The sequence below is a fragment of the Staphylococcus sp. MI 10-1553 genome (genome assembly GCF_010365305.1).
Taxonomy (GTDB): Bacteria; Bacillota; Bacilli; order Staphylococcales; family Staphylococcaceae; genus Staphylococcus.
Map to the genome: position 1 here is coordinate 1,816,301 of NZ_CP048279.1, position 19,142 is coordinate 1,835,442.

Sequence of the window (19,142 nt, forward strand, 5' to 3'; positions counted from 1 at the left end):
ATCTTACTTTATTTAAATAATTGGATTTATTTGTCTCGTTCTTCTTTCAAATATGACTTTTCAATTGCTACGTAGAAACCGATATAAATCAGTATATCTATCACAATTAAAATTGCTTGAAGAATGGATGCACTGATACTTCCTGTCGTTAAGAACCCTGAAATAATCGGTGGCATCGTCCAAGTCGCAGTCGCTCTCGTATAGGGTACTAAACCAGCAAGTGTCGCAAAATATGCAATAAAGAGATTGATCACTGGTGTTAATACGAACGGAATTAATAAAAACACATTTAACACGATAGGTAAACCAAACATTGCAGGCTCATTAATATTAAACAAACCTGGTACTAACGTGATTGGTGCAAGTGCTTTTGTACGTTTACTTGCTTTTCTTCTACGTGCAATAATCGTAATTGCGATAACAAGACCTAATGTGGCACCACCGCCACCCATGTAAACATAGTTATCCATAAATGGTTGCGTGAAAATATACTGCATCGGTTCATTCGCTTTGTACGCTTCCATATTCGCTTGTAAGTTACCTAACCAAACAGGCGCCATAATTGAGTTAACTGCACTACCACCGTTAATACCAACAAACCAGAATAAACTGTTGAGCGCAACGATAATCGCTGTACCGAACACTGAGCCACCAAGAAAACCAATTGGACCACCTAAAGCTGTAGTGATTAAGTCATGTGCGTTTGGTAAGTGAAAGGCATCTAATACGGCATAAATCGTTAACCATAACGTAAAAATCACAATACCAGGAATAATGGCTACGAAAGAACGTGATACTGCTGGAGGCACAGTATCTGGCAATTTGATTTTAATATCACGATCAATAAAGAATTTATAAATGTGAACACTCACCAATGCAATAATGATAGCCGTGAACATCCCTTTAGCTCCTAAATAACCTAACGTAATACCTGATGCCGTATCTGTCTTAATAAATGGTGTCACTGTTAAAAATGAGCAAAGTGCAATAATACCAATTGCTACCCCATCTTGTTGATATTGTTTGGCATAACTCCATGCCACCGAAAAACTCGCGATTAATCCGACTAAGCTAAACGTACTGTCTACACCTTTCCACAAATATTGACTGATACCAATCTTGTCTAAATATTCAGGCCAACCTGGTATCGGCAAACTCGCAATCAACATAAAAATGGAACCCACAATAGCAAGAATCATCGTTAGAGAAAGACCATCACGAATAGCAACTAACACTTTATTTGTAGAAAACTTCACTGCAAGAGGCATTATTTTTTCATCAATCAATTTATTCATAAGCTTCTCCTTTTCAATAAATTCAAATTTAATGATTTAAGATCGATCTCTAGTGAATGAGGCTGCCTCAATTTGAGTACTTTTTGTATACGAAAGCGCTTTCTATACTTTCATTTTAGAAGTTCGAATCGCGCATGCATATGTTATAATGTTTGAAAAATATGTCGAAAAATGTAATGAGGTGAGAAAATGAGAGAGGTTTGGAAACATTTTGATATATCCTTTGATAATATCGTCATCTCCGAATGTGGAATTCAACAATTTTTACCTGAACAAACGTATAGTTATACGGTAACTGAAAATTTTGTATTACATTTTGTGGAAACTGGGAAAGGCCTGCTGAGGATTAATCATAAAACTTTTTCTTCTAAAGATTTTAATGGCTTTATTTTAAAAAGAGGACAAAAGGTGACGTATAAAGGTGACAAAAATATACCTTGGAAAACGTTTTGGGTAGGCTTAAAAGGAACACACTTACAAAATTTTTTAAAGACGAATCAACTCAACCATCAAGATATACTCAAATTTCATAAAGACAGTGAAGCCGTCAACATCATTAAAGAAATTTGTTATACGACGAAGCAAAATATTTCGCAGTCTGATTATTGGTACAAATATAAAACGTACGAACTGCTTTTTTGTTTAGAAAATGAATTTAAACAAACGGACATGATTATTTTGAACAACCATCAAGACATTATTCATCATATTTATGAATACATATGTAACAATTATATGAAGCCCCTCAAAATTCAAGAGATTTCACTTCAATTTGGTATGAGTAATAGCCAGTTATTCACCAAATTTAAAAATAACTACGGCAAAACTCCAAAACAATTTATTTTAGAAGCAAGAATCGATAAAGCGACACAACTATTGAGAGAAACAGATCACCCTATTAATGTGATTAGTCAGCTCGTCGGTTTTAGTGATTATTTTGTATTTGAAAAGGCGTTTAAGAAACTTGTACATCGTTCTCCTAAAGATTACAGAACTGAGAAAAGAAAACACAAAATGATTCATTAGACTTTGTGTGTTCTTCAGATTTTTGTATCACGCTTAATCGTTCATTGCTGAATCACTGTCTGGCGTTTATTGGATGCGATGCTTGTATTTATTTTAAGCACATGCTATGATTAAAAAAAGAAAAAACTTCTAACCAACTTTGTGAGAGCAGATTAGGGGCTAAAAACATAGCAACATATGAGTGAGTGCTAGCTCAACATATGTTTACTCTTACAGCCTATTATTGAGTACCCTCGTTAGTTGCGATAACGGGGGTTATTTTTTTGTCTTTTTATTATGGTATTTTATCAGAAAATAGACAATGATACTTAAACAGATAGATATATCTAAGTGTATAGTTATCGTCACCATATGTATCACCCCCTACTATTACAGATTTAACAAGCTGTAGGTGAAAACATATGACTCAGAGGCTCCTATGTTTTTATAGATGTATTAAACGCGCATTGCATTTATTTCGAAAGTATATTGATGACTACAATGTAATTTTATATATATCCTTCCACCATTAAGCGTCACTTATCATTTCTAAATATACCTTGATGTACGTATATAAGTATCAAACAGATTTTTAGATCTAGAAAAATACAAAGACTCGGATAACTCAATATCCAAGCCTCGAATTATAAGTTTTCACATCATCAGTAAATTATGTTTTTATCTACTGACGCATTAGATAGACATTAGCAGAATCCTAGTGAAACCTGACTCTATACTTACTTGTCCTCTTTCTTTGAGCTACCTACATCAAACACAGTGACTACAATGGCAAATAAAAATGCAATCATCAACCAATTGTCATAAATATGATTCTCAAAGAAATGCGTCACAGTGATCTTATCTACAACATTGAATATTCACGGATTCGATGGCACGTAACCTATCCAATACATTAATAAAATACCGGCTACACCGATGATAAAAGTGATGAAAAAATCCTTTAACAACTTTCCCATAAACTTCCTCCTTTGTTTGTCTTTATTATACAAAAGTTTAAAATTTAAAGGAATAAAGTTTTAGTTTTTTGCTACTTTAAAAAGTTTCATATATAAACGCTATATTAACAACAAAAAGCAAGTGAATGAAAAACGTTTTTAAACTTCATGAGTCATTTTTTTACACAACAAAACCTCCTTCAATCCATCACAGACTAAAGGAGGTTTCATTCAGTTCATTATCTTTCTACTTCTACCATCACAAACGCTTCAATAATATCGCCTTCTTTAATATCATTGAATTTTGCGATTGTGATACCACATTCGTAACCTTGTGCGACTTCTTTCGCATCGTCTTTGAAACGTTTCAATGTATCTAATTCGCCTTCAAATAATACGACACCGTCACGGATAACACGGACACCCGCGTCACGTGTGATTTTACCTTCAGTCACATAACTTCCCGCAATTGTACCGACTTTCGATACTTTGAATGTTTGACGTACTTCTGCTTGACCGATAACTTTTTCTTCAAATTCAGGATCAAGCATTCCTTTCATCGCGGATTCGATTTCTTCAATCACGTTATAAATGACACGGTGTAAACGCATATCGACATTTTCAGCGTCTGCTGCACGTTTTGCACCTGCATCTGGACGGACGTTAAAGCCGATAATGATACCGTTTGACGCATGTGCTAATGTCACGTCAGATTCGTTGATGGCACCTGTTGCTGTGTGAATAATACGCACGTTTACGCCTTCAACATCGATTTTCATTAATGAAGCGGCTAATGCTTCCACTGAACCTTGTACGTCACCTTTGATGATGACATTCAAGTCTTTCATTTCACCTTGCTTCATTTGTTCGAACAAGTTATCCAATGTCACATTTTTGCTTTCTTGACGTTGTTGGATAATGTTTTCTTGTTCACGTGCTTCACCGATACGGCGTGCTTTTTTCTCGTCTTTGAATACGACGAAACGGTCACCTGCTTGAGGTACGTCGCTTAAACCAGTAATTTCAACCGGTGTTGATGGACCTGCAGTTTTAATACGTTTGCCAAGGTCATTTACCATCGCACGCACTTTACCATGTGTATTACCTACAACAAGTGCATCACCGACATTTAATGTACCGTTTTGCACAAGTAATGAAGCGGCAGGACCACGTGATTTATCTAACTCAGCTTCGATAACCGTACCGACAGCTGCTTTATTCGGGTTCGCTTTCAATTCTTGTACTTCAGAAACTAAGATTAACATTTCAAGTAAATCATCAATACCTTCACCGCTTAACGCTGATAGTGGTACGAAAATGGTATCGCCCCCCCAGTCTTCAGGGATGAGGTTGTATTCTGCTAATTCTTGCATCACACGGTCAGGATTCGCTGTTGGTTTATCAATTTTGTTGACTGCTACGATAATCGGCACATCAGCTTCTTTCGCATGGTTGATCGCTTCAATCGTTTGAGGCATGACGCCATCATCAGCTGCTACAACTAAAATTGTAATGTCCGTCACTTGAGCACCACGCGCACGCATTGTTGTGAAAGCGGCGTGCCCTGGTGTATCTAAGAAAGTGATCTTTTTGCCGTTGTTCGTAATTTGGTAAGCACCGATATGTTGTGTGATACCGCCTGCTTCTCCTTCAGTTACACGTGTATTACGAATTGAGTCAAGCAATGTCGTTTTACCGTGGTCAACGTGTCCCATGATTGTAACAACAGCTGGACGTACGATTGCTTCTTCATCTTCTTCAACGTTTTCGAAATAAATCGATAAATCGTTATCATCAATAACTACTTCTTCTTCAAGTTCAACACCGTAATCTGATGCGACTAATTCAAGTGCTTCAATATCTAAAGATTGGTTGATGTTCGCCATAATTCCAAGCAAGAATAGCTTTTTAATAATTTCTGATGAATCTACACCGAGTTTGTCTGATAATTCACCAACTGTAATGCCTTCAGTATAAGTAATTTTTGAAGGCAATTCTTTAGGTTCGCTTGGTTGTTGTGGTACATTTTTCTTATTTTGTTTTTTATTTTTATTACCTTTGTTGTTTTTCTTGTTTTGTTTAGGGGCGTTGTATTTACCCTTTTGCTGATTATTGTTGCCTTGCTTTTGGTTATTACTTTGTTTTTGGTTGTTACCTTGTTTTTGGTTTTTGTGATTTGATTGAGTATTTTTTTGCTCTTTTTGTTGTTTCGGAGCTTGGTCTTTTTTGAATACTTTATCCAACGCTTTCACTTGGTCATCTTCTAAAGTTTGCATGTGGTTGGACACTTCAATTCCCGTTTTCTTCAACTCATCAATTACATCTTTACTTTTAATATTTAATTCTTTGGCATACTCATAAATTCTTTGTTTACTCATTAAACCACTCCTAACATTATTCATCTATCATTGACATCAACTTTTTTGCAAACCCTTGATCAGTAATTCCGACATTGACACGTGCACCTTTACCTAACGCATCTCCTAAATCGTTACGGTCGCTGACAATGCGATATGGTGTTTGATAACTGTTACATTTATTGATGATATTATTTTTCGTACTCTCAGACGCGTCACTTGCAATGAGCACAAGCTTTAAACGACGCTTTTTTACTTCAGTAATGATGACAGATTCGCCTGTTTTCACTTTTCCAGCACGCATCGCCAAACCTAAAAAATTTAAAAATTGTTGTTCATTCATTTTGTCGGAATCTCTTCTCTATAAATCAGACGTATAATTTCTTTGTAAACCGGTTCTAGTGTTTCTTCTGACGCTTTAAAATAATCCTCTAATTTGTGCGCCTCTTGTGCCTTTTCAATTAAAGCAATGTCTTTTGAAACGTATGCCCCACGTCCTGGCATTTTTCCTGTGACGTCAGCTGAAATTTCGCCTTCTTTATTTTTGACAACACGAATCATATCTTTTTTAGGTTTCATCTCATTAGATAAAATACATTTTCGCATAGGAATTTTTTTCTTTTTCATAAAAATCCCTCCTAGTTCTCTTTACTTTCATCCTCTAAGCTTGCGTTGTCTTCAATGTGTTCATCCGTCGTTGCTTCTAAATCAATATCTTCAGCTGTCATCGCTACAGGTTCAGTTTCACCTGTTGTCGTCGCTTCTTCTTCACCAATACCTAACGCTTTTGCATCTGTTTCTGATTTAATATCGATTTTCCAACCTGTTAATTTCGCAGCAAGACGTGCGTTTTGACCACGTTTACCGATTGCTAAAGACAATTGATAATCTGGTACAATCACTGTTGTCGATTGATTTTCTTCGTTTACAATGACATCGATGACTTGTGATGGGCTCAATGCATTACGTACGAATACTTTCGGATCTTCACTCCATTGTACGATATCGATTTTTTCGCCGCCTAATTCGGCAACAACTGCTTCTACACGTGCACCTTTCGCACCAACACATGCACCAACTGCATCGATATCTGGGTTTTCTGAGTACACACTAATTTTCGAACGGTCTCCCGCTTCACGTGCAACAGATTTCACTTCAACAGTCCCTTCAAAAATTTCAGGTACTTCTTGTTCAAAAAGACGTTTTAACAAACCTGGATGACTACGTGATACGAAAATTTGAGGCCCTTTTGTCGTTTGTTCCACTTTGTTCACATACACTTTAATGCGTTCATTTGGAAGATACGTTTCATTCGGGCTACGTTCTGCTTCAGATAATACTGCTTCCGTACGACCTAAATTCACGTAAACATAACGATGGTCCACACGGTCGATCACACCTGTCATGATGTCATCTTCTTTATCAATGAACTCTTCGTATAAAATTTCACGTTCTGCATCACGTAAACGTTGCATTACAGCTTGTTTTGCTGCTTGTGCACCGACACGACCAAAGTCTTTAGGTGTCACGTCTTCTTCGTAAATATCCCCAATTTCGTACGCTGGGTTTTTCACTAATGCTGTCGATAAATCGATTTCTTCACGGTGATCAAACACTTCTTCTACGACCTCTTTACGAGAAATCACTCGGAATGTACCACTGTCTAAATTCAATTCAACACGGACATTACGTGCGCTGTCGTAGTTTTTCTTATATGCCGTAATTAAAGCTGCCTCAATTGCATCTACTAAAACTTCTCTAGGAATCTTTTTCTCTTTTTCTAAATATTCAGTTGCTAATAATAATTCGTTACTTTCCACTCATTTTCCTCCTTACGTCTTTAAAGCATAACTGCGTGACGTGCTTTAGCGATTTTATCACGTGGGATAGTGATGGTTTTCGTCTTCGCTTTGACTTTCACTTCCATAGTAATCGTGTCTTCAGTGACTGATTTCAAATGACCTAACCATTCTTTGTCACCTTCAATAGGCGCATACAATGATACAAATATTGGCTGTTCAATTGCGTTTTGAAAGCCTTTTTCGTTTTTAATTGGGCGTTCTGCACCTGGTGATGAGACATCTAAATAATATGCTTGTGGAATCGGGTCATGTGCATCCATCACTTCGCTAATACGTTCTGATGCGCGCGTGCAATCGTTCAAATCGACGCCGCCTGGTTTGTCAATGGCAATACGTAAATAATGATCGCGACCTTCTTTAGCAAACTCAACGTCTACTAATTCAAAGTTCAATTCATCAAGGACAGGTTGTATTATGGTTTCAACTTGCTCTGTAACTTTACTCATACGAGCCCCCTTATGACTGACAAACAAATAGAAAAGAGCGGGTAATACCCACTCTTCCTACTTGAGTCTAATTTTATAAGCAATAACATTATACCATAGATTGCATTTTCCGACAAATTTATCTCTACATATCAAAGATTGACAACTGTGCTTTGTCTGGCATATTCGGTAATGAACCTAAATCATCCAGATATTCAATGATCTTTTGAGAGACGCCGGCCTTTTTGTTCAAATCTTCTTTCGATAAGAACGGCCCTTCTTCACGCGCTTCAACAATACGTTTCGCTACGTTTTCACCGAGACCAGGAACAGCTACAAATGGCGGAATTAATGCGTCACCTTCTATAATGAATTCGTATGCCTGACTCTTCTCTAAGTTTACAGGTTGCATCCGATATCCACGATGCGCCATTTCGTTCATAATTTCTAATACGGTCAACACGTCTTTTTCTTTTTTACCTAAATCCATGTAACGCCCATACATATCTTTAACAGTTTGACGTATACTGTCTTTGTCTTTTACCATCGTAATTAAATCAAAGTCTGATGCACGTACAGTAAAGTAACTTGCATAATAATAAAGTGGATGATGGACTTTGAAATAAGCAATACGAACAGCCATTAACACATAAGCTGCGGCGTGGGCTTTCGGGAACATATATTTAATTTTTTTACATGAATCCATATACCAATCTGGCACGTTATTTTCTTTCATCACTTGTTCGAATTCCTCTGTTAAGCCTTTACCTTTACGTACTGCTTCCATAATTTTAAAAGCGAGTGACGGTTCTAAACCAGCATACATCAAGTACACCATAATATCGTCACGACAACCGATACAGCTAGATAACGTACAAGTTCCACTACGAATCAATTCTTGTGCATTTCCAAGCCATACGTCGGTACCGTGTGAAAGCCCTGAAATTTGTACGAGCTCTGAAAATGTCGTTGGTTTCGTATCTTCTAACATTTGACGTACGAAGCCTGTCCCAAATTCTGGCACACCGAACGTTCCGGTTTTTGCTAAAATTTCCTCTTCTGTCACACCGAGCGCTTCTGGAGAACTGAAAATCCCCATCGTCTGTTGATCATCAACAGGAATGGTTTTCGGATCGATACCTGACAAGTCTTGTAACATCCGAATCATCGTTGGGTCATCGTGCCCGAGAATATCGAGCTTCAAAACATTGTCATGAATCGAATGGAAGTCAAAGTGCGTCGTCATCCAACTTGAACTTTGATCATCTGCTGGATATTGAATCGGCGTAAAGTCAAAGATGTCCATATAATCTGGAACAACGATAATCCCACCTGGGTGCTGACCTGTTGTTCGTTTGACGCCCGTACACCCTTTAACGAGACGATCCACTTCCGCACCACGCTTATGAATGCCTTGATCATTTAAATACCCTTTCACAAAACCAAATGCCGTCTTTTCAGCGACTGTACCAATTGTTCCTGCACGATAAACATATTCCTCACCGAACAAGACTTTCGTGTAGTTATGGGCTTTCGGTTGATATTCACCACTGAAGTTCAAGTCGATATCGGGTACTTTATCCCCTTTAAAGCCTAAGAACGTTTCGAACGGAATATCTTGTCCTTCTTTAATCATCTCAGTGCCGCATTCACACGTTTTATCAGGTAAGTCAAAGCCCGAACCGACCGAACCATCATCGAAAAACTCGCTCTTTTTACAACTTGGACAAATGTAATGCGGTGGCAGTGGGTTGACTTCTGTAATTTCAGTCATCGTCGCAACAAAGCTTGAACCGACCGAACCACGAGAACCCACTAAATAACCATCTTCTAACGATTTTTTAACGAGTCGTTGCGAAATCAAATAAATAACCGCAAATCCGTTACCGATAATACTTTCTAGCTCTTTTTCTAGACGGTCAATGACAATTTGCGGCAAGTCTTCACCGTACAACTCTTTCGCATGACGATAACTCATTTCACGAATTTCTTCATTTGCCCCGTCCATATTTGGCGTATACAGTTTATCTTTAATTGGAACGACCTTTTCAATGCGATCTGCCAACGCACGTGTATTTTCAACAACGATTTGATGCGCGCGTTCTTCCCCTAAGAAATGAAAAGCATCTAGCATTTCATCTGTCGTTCTAAAATGTGCTTCTGGTAACGTCGAACGGTTTAGCGGGTTGCCTGGTTGAGCTGCAATTAAAATGCGTCGTGCAATCGCATCATGTTCATGCAAATAGTGCGTATTTCCTGTCGCAATTACTGGAATTTGATTCGTTTCTCCCACTTTTAAAATACGCTCATAAATCTCGACAAGCGTTTCATTGTCACGAATCAAGTCGCGGTCAAGTAAATCCTGATACAAAGCAGGCGGTTGCACTTCAATATAATCATAATATTTCGCAATCCGTTCTACTTCAGATTGATCACGTTGCATGACGGCAGTAAACACTTCACCTTCATCACATGCAGTACCGACTAACAATCCTTCACGATGTTCATCTAATAATGAACGTGGGATACGTGGTGTCCGGTAATAATATTGCACGAGTGACGCACTGACAATTTTGAACAAGTTTTTAAGACCTGTTTGATTTTGCACGATTAATGTGACATGTTGTGGGCGCGCACGTTTATAAGCATCTTCATTCGATAATTTTTTGTTAATATCTTGATGGTTGTACACATCTAATGCTTTTAATTGCGCCAACATCTTCACAAAAATATAAGCTGTTGCCTCCGTATCATAAATCGCACGGTGATGTTGTGTGAGCTCAACGCCATATTTTTTAGCTAAAAAGTTCAAGCCATGTTTGCCGTAACTTGTGTTAATCGTACGTGACAATTCAAGTGTATCAATAACAGCATTTGTCGATGGGCCAAAACCGAGGCGTTCGTAACCTGTATCGATAAAGCCCATGTCGAACGATGCATTATGCGCAACGAAAATCGCGTCGCCTACCCATGTTTTAAATTCTGTAAGCACTTCTTCAATTTCGGGGGCATCTTTTAACATATCATCTGTAATATGCGTTAGATTTTTAATCGTTTCAGTTAACTTTTCATGCGGATTACTAAAACGTTCAAATTTATCAATGATTTCGCCATTTTTCACTTTCACCGCTGCCAACTCGATAATTTTATCGTATTGATTGGATAATCCGGTTGTCTCGACGTCAAATACTACATATGTCGCATCTTGCAGCATGATATCAGACGGTTTGTACGCAATCGGCACACCATCATCAACGAGCATGCCTTCCATTCCGTAAATCATTTTAATGCCATGCTTTTCAGCTGCAGCATGCGCATCGGGATAAGCCTGTACGACGTTATGATCGGTCACCGCGATCGCATCGTGTCCCCATTGTGCAGCTTGTGCGACATAATCACCAATATGCGTCACACCATCCATTTGGCTCATTGTTGTATGCAAATGGAATTCCACCCGTTTTTCCGAAGCTTTATCCATTTTGGGTGTCCGTTTGATTGCTTCAATGTCAGACATCATCATCACGAGGTCGCGAATGAACATGTCTTCTTCAATACGACCTTGTGCACGCACCCATTGACCTTCTTTTAATGATTTGAAATGGTCTAAGTCGTTTTTATTTTTACGCGTAAACATTTTAAGTACGAGTGAATCGGTATAGTCTGTCACTTTTAATTCGACGATGTGACGGCCACTTTTCAGTTCTTTTAAATTAATATCGAAAATGACACCTTCAATGGCCACTTTAAACTCTTCTTCAATAATCGATTCAATCGGTCGAACATTCTCAACTTGAATCGGCTTACCAATTTGACAACGTTCGACAGCTACATCATCGTCTTGTTGCGCACGTTGTTCTTTCATTTTTTCAATTTTAGCTGTCGCTTCACGGGCGCTTTGTTCGTCTTCTTCTTGAATGTGTGCTTCTAATGACGCTAAATCTTCATCGTGACCACTTTCGTCCGTTTCAAATACAACTTTTTGAATATTAAAACCACATCGTTGCATCGCGCGCACTAAGCTACCGTTGCACACTTTATTGAAATGGTCCCCTTCGATATCATTTTGGACGAGGATTTTAACCACATCGCCTGAGACAATCATACGTTTCTGTTTTAATTGCCCTTTCACTTTAGGCGATAATTGCGTTTGTTCGATACAATCACCCAAATATTTCAGTAAATATTCATCTTGTTGTGATGCATCATTGACGGTAATTTGCCAATCAACATCTGCAATATGTTGGAAACTTTCTTTCATCGCATGCGTAAAGACTGCATAATCTTCATATTTTAACAATCGTGGCAACTGTATATGAAACGTCCACTTTCGAGATTTTTGGGATACATCTACACGTGTCAATTGGCCTTGATCAATGAATTCCTGATCAAAATGGTCTAACATATTCATTTGTTTGAGAAGAATCTTAAATTTTTCTTGATTCTGTAATGTCAATTTTCTAACCACCTTATTTGAATTGCCGTGTATGCGTTGGATACGATAATGTTGAACACTTGTGAATGTTATTTTTTCACATTGATATCAAACCAATAGAAAAGGCTGGACAAACTGAATGTCCCAGCCTCTAAAATAAATTTGAGTCTTAAACCACACTAGGGCTGTTCGCGTTATTAAAAATTCAGCACTTCACCCTATAAACTTTTGATGGATAATCACAACTTTTCACGATTTCACGAACTGCCCAAGACGCCAAATTACTCATTTCACTCATCACATCTGTTAAAAGTTGTGAGATGAACACTTCTCCACAGTCATCAAGGTCTTAGCTGATTGATTTGTAAAACTTGGCGAGACTTTTGAGCCAATCTATAAATATCACAATAAGTCAAATGCTGTTAAACTCACTATGAAATTCAAAAAAACTCGAATTGTTTCTTCTCCAAAATTGTGAGAACTGACCGAGACTCCTGAGAGATGAATCAAAGGCTTAAATGTGGTTTCTGATTATTAACAGAGACTACTGTTTAACGCAGTAGCTGTCTGACTTCTCAATGCTCGTGCTTTTGAGAAGTCTAGTCAGCCTTGCGGGGGCAGTACTACGAAATCTTTGTAACACATGAGATTTCTGTACTGCTCCCGAAAATCCAATTCGGCTTCAAAATAGTGGTTTCACTTAACAAGCCGAATTGAGTTGAGGCACCAGTCCCTAGGAAAGCGAGGGCAATCAAAAACACAAATTATAGGGAGGGAGCAAGTTAAACAAAAATACTGCATCAATAGCATCAAAAATTTTTGTCTCCTATCTCCAACAATCAAAGCATTAAATTGTCATTCATCAAATCTCAATCTGTTCAACGATTAATCGTATTATAACAAATTCAGCCGTTATTGCTACTAAATTTGTTCGTATAATTTTTCAAGGTGTGCTACTAAATCATCCACATGCACATCTTCGCTATCGCCTGTATCACGACGCTTCACTTCTACGATACCTTCTGCTGCATTTTTACCTACAACGACACGAACTGGAATACCGATTAGGTCTGCATCGTTAAATTTAACGCCTGCACGATCATTTCGATCATCATACAATACATCATAAGTACCTAATAATTGATCGTACAATTGATCTGCACATTCACGTTGTTCGTCTTTTTTAGGGTTCACTGTAATTAAATGTACATCAAATGGCGTCACTGATTTCGGCCAAATCATACCGTTCTCATCATGGTGTTGTTCAATAATCGCACTCAATGTTCTTGAAACACCAATACCGTAACAACCCATCGTTAAGTTTTGTTCACGCCCTTGTTGATTTAACACTGTTGCTTTCATCGCTTCAGAATATTTTTCACCGAGTACGAACACTTGACCAACTTCGATACCTTCCGCAAACTTCGCTGGACCAGAACCGTCTGCAAGTGGTTCACCTTCAAGAATGAAACGGAAATCACCATAACCTTCAATTTGGAAATCACGCTCAACATTTGCATTCACGTAATGGGAACCATCTTCATTTGCACCAATAGCTAAGTTGCGTAGTGATTGAACGAATTGGTCTGCATACACTTTGACATCTCGATCCGTCACAGGACCTAATGAACCTGGTGATGCACCTAATAAATTACGAATTTCATCATCCGTTGCCATAGTAACATCATCTGTTTTAAAGTAATCTTTAATTTTTACGTCATTCACTTCATGATGGCCGCGAACGAGTAATAAAATAAATTCACCGTCTACTTTATAGACCATCGTTTTAATGATGCGATCTAAAGGTTGACCTAAAAAGTCAGCAAGTTCTTGTGCAGTTTTAACATTTGGCGTTTCCACTTTTTCTAACGGTTGTAACGCTTCTTCAATATTTGCTGTTTCATAATATAGCACTTCTGCTTTTTCAATGTTCGCAGCATAATCACTGTTGTCGCTATATACAATCGTATCTTCACCAATGGCACTTAATGCATGGAATTCATGAGTATGATTTCCACCAATGGCACCTGAATCTGCTACAACTGGACGCACATTTAAGCCGACACGTTTGAAAATTGTACTGTATGCATTGTACATATTTTGATACGTTTCCATCAATGATTCTTCATCTGTGTGGAATGAATACGCATCTTTCATAATGAATTCTCGCCCACGTAATAAACCGAAACGCGGACGCTTTTCATCACGGAATTTTGTTTGAATTTGGAACAACGTTAATGGAAGCTGCTTGTATGAACGTAATTCGTCGCGTACGAGTGATGTCACGACTTCTTCATGTGTTGGTCCTAATGCAAATTCACGTTGATTGCGATCACGTAAACGCATCAATTCCATACCGTATGCATCCCAACGTCCTGATTCTTTCCATAGTTCAGATTGTTGTAATACTGGCATCACAACTTCTACCGCATCAATACGTTCCATTTCTTGACGAATAATATCTGAAATTTTATGGATGACACGTGTTGCTACTGGTAAATAGCTGTATACCCCCGCAGCATTTTGTTTAATTAATCCTGCCTTTAATAACAACTGATGACTTATCGCCTCAGCTTCAGCAGGTACTTCTCTCAATGTTGGAATAAAAACTTTTGATTGCTTCATCCTAAATTGTTCCTCCTTGTCCTATCATAAGAAATAACGTTGTATATCATTCCAAGTGACGAGCACCATGATGATTAATACAAAAATTGCACCCGCAGCAATAATAACTGTTTCTGCTTTTTTATTGGCAGGTTTTCTAAATATTGCTTCATAAATGACGAATAAAATACGTCCGCCATCAAGTGCTGGAATTGGTAATAAATTCATAATCCCTAAGTTGACACTCAATACAGCTGTCCAACTAATTAAATTAATAATCCCTGTTTTGACTACCGTATCGACATTTTTATAGATACCTACTGGACCGTTTAACATATCAAAACTAAAGTCACCTGTGAAAATACTGGCAATCATGCTTGCTACAGCAACGAAAATAATTTTACCGTATTCTATCGTCTGTTGGATACCGAATAGAAGTGGTTCAAACAGTGAACGTTCTCTTTCAGGCATAAAACCGAGTTGATAATTTGTTTGTTTACTCGTTTTTGTCGTTTGAACTTCTACTTTTTTCGGAGAGAATTCTTTTTCAATCGTTTTACCGTCTCGCTCAATGACAATCGTTGTCGGCTTGCCTTCTGTTGCTTCAAGTTGTTTTCTCAAATCATTAAAGCGATGAATCTCATGATTACCGATTTTTTTAATTTCATCACCTTTTTGCAACCCAATTTGTTGCGCTGGTGAATTTTCTCCTATTTGCGCAATTTTAGGCACAGGGGCACCTTGATAATACGTCAAACCGATGATTAACACAAAAGCTAAAATAAAATTGAATAATGGACCGGCAAAAAGTGTTAAAAACTTTTGGTATGGTTTTTTATGTGTAAATTGACGATGGCGTGGCGCAATTTGAATTAAACTCCCATTTTGTACGAAAAATGCTTTTTCAGCAATGTTAAAACGATGGCGTGCTTCATCATCAGCAGTCACACCTTCAATATATAAGTCTTCTGTTAAGTCGACTTGTTTCACTTCTAGCGCTTCGATTTGTTGAAATTTATGTTGATCATCTAAAATGATGTGCGTCACTTCATTCACGTCATTTGTTTTGATTCTCACATGCATACCAGGTTGAACAGGTTGCTCTTCCATTCCGTCACCCGCCATACGTACATAGCCACCTACAGGCAATAAACGAATGGTATAGAGTGTTTCATCTTTTCGAAAACTAAAAATCTTTGGACCCATACCAATCGCAAACTCTGGACACATAATGCCCGCACGTTTCGCGAAATACATATGACCAAATTCATGTACAAATACGAGGACACCAAAGACAATAATAAATGCAATAAGGGTTATGAGCACAGTTTCTTACACCTCATATTCTTTCGTTTTATAGTAATGATCTAATTCTAAAATTTGTTCAAGTGTCGGATTTTGAATGACTTCATGTGCTGCCATTTCACGTTCAATCATTTTCTCAATATCTAAAAAGGCAATTTCACAGTTTAAAAACTTAGCGACCGCCACTTCATTGACGGCATTTAAGACAACCGGCATCGTGCCACCGATACGCAATGCATCATACGCATATTGTAAACAGCGATAACGATCAAAGTCCATAGGTTTAAAGTTCAACTGCGCCACTTCTGCAAGGTTTAACGATGGCGCTTGATGCTCGATACGTTCAGGATATGTGAAAGCATATTGAATCGGCATGCGCATATCCGGTGTACCTAATTGCGCCATCACACTTGTATCGACAAATTCTACCATTGAATGAATAATGCTTTCTTTATGAAGAATGGTTTGAATTTGATCAATATCTAAGTCAAATAGCCATTTCGCTTCAATCACTTCGAAGCCTTTATTCATCATCGTTGCAGAATCGATCGTAATTTTATGACCCATAGACCAGTTCGGATGATTTAATGCATCTTCTACCGTAACTGAAGCCAATTGATCACGTGTTAAGTCACGGAATGAACCACCACTTGCAGTAATGACCACGTTTTTCACTTTACGCATATCTTCACCATTTAAACATTGAAAAATCGCAGCATGTTCTGAGTCGACTGGCAAAATATTGACCCCATGTTGACGTGCATGGGCCATCACCAATTCACCTGCAACGACTAACGTTTCTTTGTTGGCTAATGCGATATCTTTCCCTGCTTCAATTGCTTTCATCGTCGGTTCGAGCCCTACACTACCAAGCAATGAATTTAACACTAAATCATTTTTATCGTAAGTCGCAACTTCAATTAATCCCTCACGACCAATGACAATATGGCTGTGATAAGGTTTTAATTTTGCTACTGCACTTTCTTCCTGTACAGCAACAATCTCAGGATTAAATTTTTGTATCACTTCAATGGCAAAATCAATATTTTTTCCTACTGTGAACGCAATTAAATTAAAGTTTTCAGGATGACGTTCAATAACATCAATAGCTTGTTGGCCTATTGAACCTGACGCTCCTAAAATGGCGATATTTTTCATTATTTCTCACTTCTCTTTACATTTGAATTAAGAAAATATTCATTAATGGTAATACGAACATAAAGCTGTCAAAGCGGTCTAAAATCCCACCATGTCCTGGTAGTAAACGTCCCGAATCTTTGACACCAAAATGACGTTTAAACCCTGATTCTACTAAATCACCCAATTGTCCGAACATACTCAATACGACTGTGATGAATAAAAGTCCTACCACTGGATAATCAAAATCAACGAAAAACATAAATGCGATCGGCACAATTAAACTACAAATTAGCCCACCGATGAAACCTTCAATCGTTTTGTTCGGGCTAATCGTTGGCCATAATTTACGTTTTCCTAAAAGGCGTCCAAATATGTATGCCCCAGTATCTGTCAACCATACGATCAATAAACCAAATAAGATAAACTCTAACCCTGCTTCTCGCGTAACATAAAAATACATAAAACCAATACCTACGTATGCGACAGACATCAAACAAAAAGCAGAGTCCATAAAGCTAAATCTATTTTTTGACATCACGGTATAACTTAAAATAATAAAACTCATCGCAATCAGTGATTTTTGTTGCAACACGATAACCCAATCCCCAAAATCTTGCGGGAGCATCATGATGACTAATGCCAATGCACTCAAAAGACCAGGTATTGACAATAATTGGATTCTATTCATGTTTAAAAGTTCTTTTAACGCAATTAATGCAAGTAAAAATGTAAAATACATCCATGTTGATCCACCAATGAGCAAAATAGGTAAAAACACAATAAGTGCCACTATCGTTGTGATTGTTCTAACCTTCATCCCACTACTCCTATCTACAATCCTCCAAATCTTCTTTGTCGCGATTGATATGTTTTAATACATGCTTTTAACTCTTCCTCATCAAAATCTGGCCACATTTTAGAATTAAAAATAAATTCACTGTAGGACAATTGCCAAATCAGAAAATTACTAATGCGTTGTTCCCCAGACGTACGAATCAATAATTCTGGATCAGGATAATCACGAGTCATGAGATACTTTTGGAAATGTTGTTCTGTTAATGTATCAATATCTTGATCAGACGCATGACGCATCTCTTTCATCAATGTTTGAATACCGTGAACAATCTCTGCACGACCACCATAATTAATCGCAAATATTAAAGTCAATCCTGTATTGTCAGCTGTTTTAATTTTCGCTTCTTCAATCGCCTGAATCGTTTTTTCTGGCAATTCCTCAATAAAGCCAACCGTTTCGACTCTCACATTTTTCTCAATCAATTCTGGTAAAAACGTATTTAAAAAGTTAACAGGTAAACCCATGATGTAATTGACTTCTTCATCCGGTCGCGACCAATTCTCCGTTGAAAAAGCATAAAGGGTCAAATACTTGATCCCTAAGTCACTTGCCGCACGCGTAATCGTTTTGATCGTTTGCATGCCTTGATAATGCCCTTTAATTCTTGGCATTTTACGCTGTTTCGCCCAACGCCCATTGCCATCCATAATAATTGCAATGTGCTCAGGTATATTATGTAAATCGAGCGCTTCGATATGGTTTTGAGTGTCATTTTTTTTCTTAAATTTCTTAAACATGCGCGTTCCTCCGAGCCTATTTCGTCTCTTAAAATATTATAATCTCATAAGCGTACAATTATCTACCATTTTATCACACTCAATACCTGCATTGAATAAACAAAGAAAAAAACTGTACCAAAGTCGTATTCGGTACAGCTTAAAAGTAGACAAACTTTTTCTACAGTC

At 37.7% G+C, this 19,142-nt stretch carries 13 protein-coding genes; 1 reads left to right on the forward strand and 12 read right to left on the reverse strand.

Annotation, left to right across the window (positions count from 1 at the left end; genetic code table 11):
- Positions 1–26: 26 nt before the first annotated feature.
- Positions 27–1,295: a PTS sugar transporter subunit IIC gene (locus tag GZH82_RS08475; protein ID WP_162682125.1), complete on the reverse strand. Its 1,269-nt coding sequence runs from the start codon at positions 1,293–1,295 to the stop codon at positions 27–29.
- Positions 1,296–1,484: 189 nt separating this feature from the next.
- Between GZH82_RS08475 and GZH82_RS08480 the strand changes: the two genes are divergently transcribed.
- Complete coding sequence (locus GZH82_RS08480) at positions 1,485–2,321, forward strand: AraC family transcriptional regulator (protein WP_162682126.1); 837 nt, start codon at positions 1,485–1,487, stop codon at positions 2,319–2,321.
- A gap of 1,174 nt (positions 2,322–3,495) precedes the next feature.
- Here GZH82_RS08480 and infB read toward each other — a convergent pair.
- From infB to GZH82_RS08540, 11 genes are all read right to left on the reverse strand, one after another.
- Positions 3,496–5,634, reverse strand: a complete 2,139-nt coding sequence (gene infB / locus GZH82_RS08490) for a translation initiation factor IF-2 (RefSeq protein WP_162682127.1) — start codon at positions 5,632–5,634, stop codon at positions 3,496–3,498.
- 16 nt (positions 5,635–5,650) lie between these two features.
- On the reverse strand, positions 5,651–5,956 hold the full coding sequence (locus GZH82_RS08495) for a YlxQ family RNA-binding protein (protein ID WP_162682128.1): 306 nt from the start codon (positions 5,954–5,956) through the stop codon (positions 5,651–5,653).
- Positions 5,953–6,240: an RNase P modulator RnpM gene (gene rnpM / locus GZH82_RS08500; protein WP_162682129.1), complete on the reverse strand. Its 288-nt coding sequence runs from the start codon at positions 6,238–6,240 to the stop codon at positions 5,953–5,955. The genes GZH82_RS08495 and rnpM overlap by 4 nt, the downstream gene beginning before the upstream one ends.
- A gap of 11 nt (positions 6,241–6,251) precedes the next feature.
- Positions 6,252–7,433 carry a transcription termination factor NusA gene (gene nusA, locus GZH82_RS08505; RefSeq protein WP_162682130.1) on the reverse strand — a complete coding sequence of 394 codons (1,182 nt, stop codon included), beginning with the start codon at positions 7,431–7,433 and terminating at the stop codon, positions 6,252–6,254.
- Between the two features lie 20 nt (positions 7,434–7,453).
- Positions 7,454–7,921, reverse strand: a complete 468-nt coding sequence (gene rimP / locus GZH82_RS08510) for a ribosome maturation factor RimP (RefSeq protein WP_162682131.1) — start codon at positions 7,919–7,921, stop codon at positions 7,454–7,456.
- 124 nt (positions 7,922–8,045) lie between these two features.
- Entirely contained in the window at positions 8,046–12,308 is a 4,263-nt protein-coding gene (locus GZH82_RS08515) for a PolC-type DNA polymerase III (protein WP_457853119.1), read from the reverse strand.
- Positions 12,309–13,253: 945 nt separating this feature from the next.
- Positions 13,254–14,957 carry a proline--tRNA ligase gene (locus GZH82_RS08520; RefSeq protein WP_162682133.1) on the reverse strand — a complete coding sequence of 568 codons (1,704 nt, stop codon included), beginning with the start codon at positions 14,955–14,957 and terminating at the stop codon, positions 13,254–13,256.
- Between the two features lie 24 nt (positions 14,958–14,981).
- On the reverse strand, positions 14,982–16,262 hold the full coding sequence (gene rseP / locus GZH82_RS08525) for an RIP metalloprotease RseP (RefSeq protein ID WP_162682134.1): 1,281 nt from the start codon (positions 16,260–16,262) through the stop codon (positions 14,982–14,984).
- A gap of 6 nt (positions 16,263–16,268) precedes the next feature.
- On the reverse strand, positions 16,269–17,399 hold the full coding sequence (locus GZH82_RS08530; RefSeq protein WP_162682135.1) for a 1-deoxy-D-xylulose-5-phosphate reductoisomerase: 1,131 nt from the start codon (positions 17,397–17,399) through the stop codon (positions 16,269–16,271).
- 16 nt (positions 17,400–17,415) lie between these two features.
- Complete coding sequence (locus tag GZH82_RS08535) at positions 17,416–18,198, reverse strand: phosphatidate cytidylyltransferase (protein WP_162682136.1); 783 nt, start codon at positions 18,196–18,198, stop codon at positions 17,416–17,418.
- A gap of 14 nt (positions 18,199–18,212) precedes the next feature.
- Positions 18,213–18,974 carry an isoprenyl transferase gene (locus GZH82_RS08540; protein ID WP_162682137.1) on the reverse strand — a complete coding sequence of 254 codons (762 nt, stop codon included), beginning with the start codon at positions 18,972–18,974 and terminating at the stop codon, positions 18,213–18,215.
- Positions 18,975–19,142 lie beyond the last annotated feature (168 nt).

Excerpts from the sequence above, each read along its gene's own strand:
- GZH82_RS08475 (WP_162682125.1), bottom strand. The coding sequence starts at position 1,295 with ATGAATAAATTGATTGATGAAAAAATAATGCCTCTTGCAGTGAAGTTT.
- GZH82_RS08480 (WP_162682126.1), top strand. The coding sequence starts at position 1,485 with ATGAGAGAGGTTTGGAAACATTTTGATATATCCTTTGATAATATCGTC.
- infB (WP_162682127.1), bottom strand. The coding sequence starts at position 5,634 with ATGAGTAAACAAAGAATTTATGAGTATGCCAAAGAATTAAATATTAAA.
- GZH82_RS08495 (WP_162682128.1), bottom strand. The coding sequence starts at position 5,956 with ATGAATGAACAACAATTTTTAAATTTTTTAGGTTTGGCGATGCGTGCT.
- rnpM (WP_162682129.1), bottom strand. The coding sequence starts at position 6,240 with ATGAAAAAGAAAAAAATTCCTATGCGAAAATGTATTTTATCTAATGAG.
- rimP (WP_162682131.1), bottom strand. The coding sequence starts at position 7,921 with ATGAGTAAAGTTACAGAGCAAGTTGAAACCATAATACAACCTGTCCTT.
- GZH82_RS08515 (WP_457853119.1), bottom strand. The coding sequence starts at position 12,308 with ATGAATATGTTAGACCATTTTGATCAGGAATTCATTGATCAAGGCCAA.
- GZH82_RS08520 (WP_162682133.1), bottom strand. The coding sequence starts at position 14,957 with ATGAAGCAATCAAAAGTTTTTATTCCAACATTGAGAGAAGTACCTGCT.
- GZH82_RS08530 (WP_162682135.1), bottom strand. The coding sequence starts at position 17,399 with ATGAAAAATATCGCCATTTTAGGAGCGTCAGGTTCAATAGGCCAACAA.
- GZH82_RS08535 (WP_162682136.1), bottom strand. The coding sequence starts at position 18,198 with ATGAAGGTTAGAACAATCACAACGATAGTGGCACTTATTGTGTTTTTA.
- GZH82_RS08540 (WP_162682137.1), bottom strand. The coding sequence starts at position 18,974 with ATGTTTAAGAAATTTAAGAAAAAAAATGACACTCAAAACCATATCGAA.